This window comes from Kitasatospora sp. NPDC091276, assembly GCF_040684355.1.
Classification (GTDB): domain Bacteria; phylum Actinomycetota; class Actinomycetes; order Streptomycetales; family Streptomycetaceae; genus Kitasatospora.
Window position 1 is genome coordinate 1 of the sequence record NZ_JBFBFU010000076.1, and the last position, 4,054, is coordinate 4,054.

The 4,054-nt window shown below is 72.2% G+C and carries 4 protein-coding genes and 1 pseudogene; 3 read left to right on the plus strand and 2 right to left on the minus strand.

Annotation, left to right across the window (positions count from 1 at the left end; all coding sequences use genetic code 11):
* Together AB0O19_RS38380 and AB0O19_RS38385 are read right to left on the minus strand one after the other, a co-directional pair.
* Nucleotides 1-113, minus strand: a pseudogene (locus AB0O19_RS38380) (electron transfer flavoprotein subunit beta); the annotation flags it as partial.
* A gap of 265 nt (nt 114-378) precedes the next feature.
* The gene (locus AB0O19_RS38385; RefSeq protein WP_363588758.1) at nt 379-780 is read right to left on the minus strand and encodes a thioredoxin family protein; all 402 of its coding nucleotides are present in this window, start codon (nt 778-780) and stop codon (nt 379-381) included.
* A gap of 214 nt (nt 781-994) precedes the next feature.
* On the opposite strand from AB0O19_RS38385, the gene AB0O19_RS38390 reads away from it, so the two are divergent.
* The 3 genes from AB0O19_RS38390 (at nt 995) to AB0O19_RS38400 (ending at nt 3,951) form a co-directional block, all read left to right on the plus strand.
* Complete coding sequence (locus AB0O19_RS38390; RefSeq protein ID WP_363626378.1) at nt 995-1,420, plus strand: DUF4395 domain-containing protein; 426 nt, start codon at nt 995-997, stop codon at nt 1,418-1,420.
* Nucleotides 1,421-1,686: 266 nt separating this feature from the next.
* Nucleotides 1,687-2,457, plus strand: coding sequence for a lysophospholipid acyltransferase family protein (locus AB0O19_RS38395; protein ID WP_350887852.1), 771 nt, complete (start codon nt 1,687-1,689; stop codon nt 2,455-2,457).
* A 219-nt stretch (nt 2,458-2,676) separates the two neighbouring features.
* Nucleotides 2,677-3,951 (plus strand): hypothetical protein, encoded by a 1,275-nt coding sequence (locus AB0O19_RS38400; RefSeq protein WP_363626380.1) that lies wholly within the window; start codon nt 2,677-2,679, stop codon nt 3,949-3,951.
* The last annotated feature ends 103 nt before the right edge of the window (nt 3,952-4,054 follow it).

A 4,054-nucleotide genomic window follows, 5' to 3' on the forward strand; every position in this document is an offset into this window, starting at 1 on the left:
TCCGACAGGAGGCCGTCCACACCCTCCCGGTCGGTGGTGTGGTCGTCCGCGAACCGACGGTCACCCGTCGCGTCCGGCACGTACTTCACACAGACAACGATCCTCAAGCTCACGGCCTGTCTCCTGTACTGGTCTCGTCCGGCGGCTGCGGCTGTGCAAGCGGGGCGCGAACACGGTGCGCGCCCGCTCCGGGCAGCGGGTTCCCGTGCCGGTCCGGAACTTCCTGGCAGCATACTCGGCAGTAGTCCAGTGGTCACTACTGGCCAGTAGCTTAGGCCGGGCGGCTGCACTTCCGTCTGCGCCCATCCTGCCCCAGGGCAGCCCCGACACCACCTGATCGGACTACATATCCACCGCAGGATCGCCGGGGCCCCCGGCTCACACCGCCTCGCCGAGCGCCGCGATCACATCCACCTTGCGCGGCAGTCCGGCCGCCCGGCGCACCACCCGGCCGCCCCCGTCCAGCACCAGGACGGTCGGCGTCCGCAGGATCTCCAACCGCCGAGCCAGCTCCAGCCGCTCCTCGGCGTCCACCTCGACGTGCGCCACCCCGTCGACCATGCCGGCCACCTCCGCGAGCACCCGGCGGGTGGCCCGGCACGGCTGACAGAACGCCGTCGAGAACTGAACCAGCGTCGCCCGCTCGCCGAGCGCCCCGCCCAGCTCCGCCTCCGACAGCCGTACCGCCCCGCCGTTGGTGCGCACCCTCAGCCTCCCGTCGTGCCGTGCCCGTAGCAGCCCGAAGGTGGTCGCCGGCGCCGACACGACGACGCACACCACCAACCGGCCGTCCCCAGTCTGCGGCAGCGGCCCCGGGCCTCAAAAGGGAGGTCGACCACCGGGCCGGGCGCGCGTACGATCGCCGGGTGGAATCCGACCGCACCGCACCGCCGTTGCTGACCTCCCGCCGCGTCGTCGACCTGGGCCGGGCCACCACCACCCGCTGTCGCTGACGCGCCCCGCCGCCGCCCGTCGCGACCCTCCCGGAGCCCTCGTGCAGATCGACCCCCGCGGTCCCCGCTTCGCCGCCGCGCTCACCTCGGTCGTGCTGGCCGCCGCCCTCATCACCGGCAGCGACGTGCTGCTGGCCGTCCAGGCCCTCGTCTTCGCACTCGGCGCGTTCGGCGGCCTGCGGCTCTCCCCCTACGGCTGGCTCTACCAGGCCTTCCTCCTCCCCCGGCTGGCCCCGCCCTCCGAGACCGAGGACGAGCGGCCACCCCGCTTCGCGCAGGGAGTCGGCCTGGTGTTCGCCGCCGTCGGCGCCCTCGGCTTCCTCACCGGGGTGGCCTGGCTCGGCCTACTGGCCACGGCCGTCGCCCTGGCCGCGGCCTTCCTCAACGCCGCGTTCGGCTACTGCCTCGGCCGTGAGGTCTACCCCTTCGTCCGCCGCGCCCAGGGGCGCCTCGGCGCCGGAGCCTAGCCACCCCTTGGGCCCCTGGGCCTCCGGGACGGACCGGGCCTCCAGGTCGCCGGGGAGGGAAAAGTTCCCACCCGAACTCATCACGGAGATCACACCGCGAATATCCGCTTGACCGCACGGCTCAGGTGACAGCAGGCACTCGTTCGGGGGATCATCTCCGTGAATCACCCGTGACCGCCGCGGCGTGCCGCGCTCCGGTCGGCCCCCGCTCAGCGACGCGGGTACCCGCCGTACCGGGCTCCGGCCCGTGGAAGTCAGGACTGACCGTGGCAGAGTTCGTGTACCCGCCGGTGATCGGCGCCGCACTCACCGCCTTCCGTGCGCTCGACGTGCGGATCAAGATCGTAGGCGCCGAGAACATCCCCGCCAGGGGCGGAGCCGTACTGGTCAGCAATCACATCAGCTACCTGGACTTCCTCTTCGCCGGCCTCGGCGCCTACCGCGGCGGCAAGCGCAAGACCCGCTTCATGGCCAAGGACGACGTCTTCAAGCACCGGGTCTCCGGCCCGCTGATGCGCGGCATGAAGCACATCCCGGTCGACCGCACCGACGGGCAGCCCGCGTACGAGGCCGCCGTGCGCGCCCTCAAGGCCGGCGAGGTCGTCGGGGTGTTCCCCGAGGCGACCATCAGCCGCTCGTTCATGCTGAAGAAGTTCAAGACCGGCGCCGCCCGGATGGCCGCCGACTCCGGCACCCCGCTGCTGCCCGTCATCCTCTGGGGCACCCAGCAGCTCTGGACCAAGGGCCGCCCGAAGACCCTGACCAAGCGCCACGTCCCCGTCACCATCATGATCGGCGAACCGATTCACCTCGGCCCGAACGACAAGCCCGTCATGGTCACCAGACGGCTGCGCGCGGCCATGAGCGAGATGCTCGACCAGGCCCAGCGCGAGTACCCCGGCAAGCCCTCCGGCCCGGACGACACCTGGTGGCTGCCCACCCACCTCGACGGCACCGCGCCCACCCTGGAGGTCGCCGAGGCCGAGGACGAGGCGGAGGCCCTCGCCAAGGCCGAGCGCCGCGCCGCCCGGGGCTGACCAGCCCCGCCCCGGTTCCACCCCACGCCGCCACCCCGCGCCGCCCTCCCCGAGACCTTCTACTCCGTGTGACCGACCGAACGCCAGGCGTCGCGTGTCGCCCGGTCGCCGACGCTCCCCGTCTGACACAGTGACAGCCCCTTTGAGGGGCCTTCGTCCTGCATCGGAGACGGAGCGAACGCCGGAGAGGTCGGAAAGGTCGGAGCGGATATGACACGGATGACCCGCACACGGCAGTCCCCCAGGTCCACACCCGAGGCCCGCACCCGCGCCAGCGCCGGTGCGGGCCTTCTGCTGCTGAGCGCCCTGCTCACCGGGTGCGGCGCCGAACCCGGTGAGATCCCCCTGTCCGAGATCCAGGCGGACGCCCCCTCCACCGCAGCCGAGTCGACGACCGCCGCCGCGAGCCCCGGTGCCGCGAGCCCCGGCGTGGTCGGCGCCGCCGCCGGAACGCCTGCGGCCACCGCACACAACGGTCTGATCGTCGGCGGGGTCTTCCTCAACACCGCCCGCACCACCAGCGCCATCGTCACCCTCGCACCCGACGGCACCGGTTGGCACCAGGTCACCCAGCCGCCCGACCGCACCCGCGACGACCGCCCCGACTGGTCCCCGGACGGCAGCACGATCGCCTTCGACCGGACCGACCCACGAAGCGGCGCCGCCCGCCTCTGGACGGTCTCCACCAACGGCGACGGCGCCCACCAGATCGACCAGCTCTGCGAGACCGGCACCGCCGACTGCACCAACGAGGACGAACGCGCCCCCGCCTACTCGCCCGACGGCAAGCAACTCGCCTTCAGCCGCTCCTGGGGCGCCCTCGACCCGGCCGACAGGAACCAGATCCAGTACTCGGACCTCTACCTGATGAGCCCCGACGGCACCGACGTCCAGCGGCTCACCTTCCTCACCAACGACAAGCCGTACTCCGGGCAGGTCAGCAACCCCAGTTGGTCCCCCGACGGCAAGCAGCTCACCTTCGAGTACCGCACCGGTGCCACCGGTCAGCCCGCCAACAGCCGCGCCATCTACGTCGTCGCCGCGGACGGCACCGGGCTACGGCAGCTCACCCCCTGGGAACTGCGCGCCGGAGACCGCGCCAACTGGTCCCCCGACGGCACCCAGATCCTCTTCACCACCTACCCGGCCGGCCGCACCGACGCCCCCGGCGGCGGCATCTACACCGTCCACCCCGACGGCACCGCCATCGGCGCGCTGACCCCCGCCCCGTCCAACGTCTTCTACGGCACCGCGTCCTACGCGCCCGACGGCAAGTCCATCGTGTTCGCCGAGGCCCCCGCCGGCTCCGAGGCCGACCTCTACACCATGCGGCCGGACGGGACGGGCATCGCCCGGCTCACCAACGACAGGGACGCCTGGCTGACCCGGCCGGCGTGGGGAACGGCGGCGGTACCACCTCAACCCGATGGCCGGGCATCAGCCCAGGCACAATCGCGGCCGTGGGAAGAGGACGAAGAACTCCAGGACGAGTGAATCACAACGCAGAGAACCCCCATCCGGTTTCCCGGATGGGGGTTCTCTGTGAATGATTGTTCGGCGGCGTCCTACTCTCCCACAGGGTCCCCCCTGCAGTACC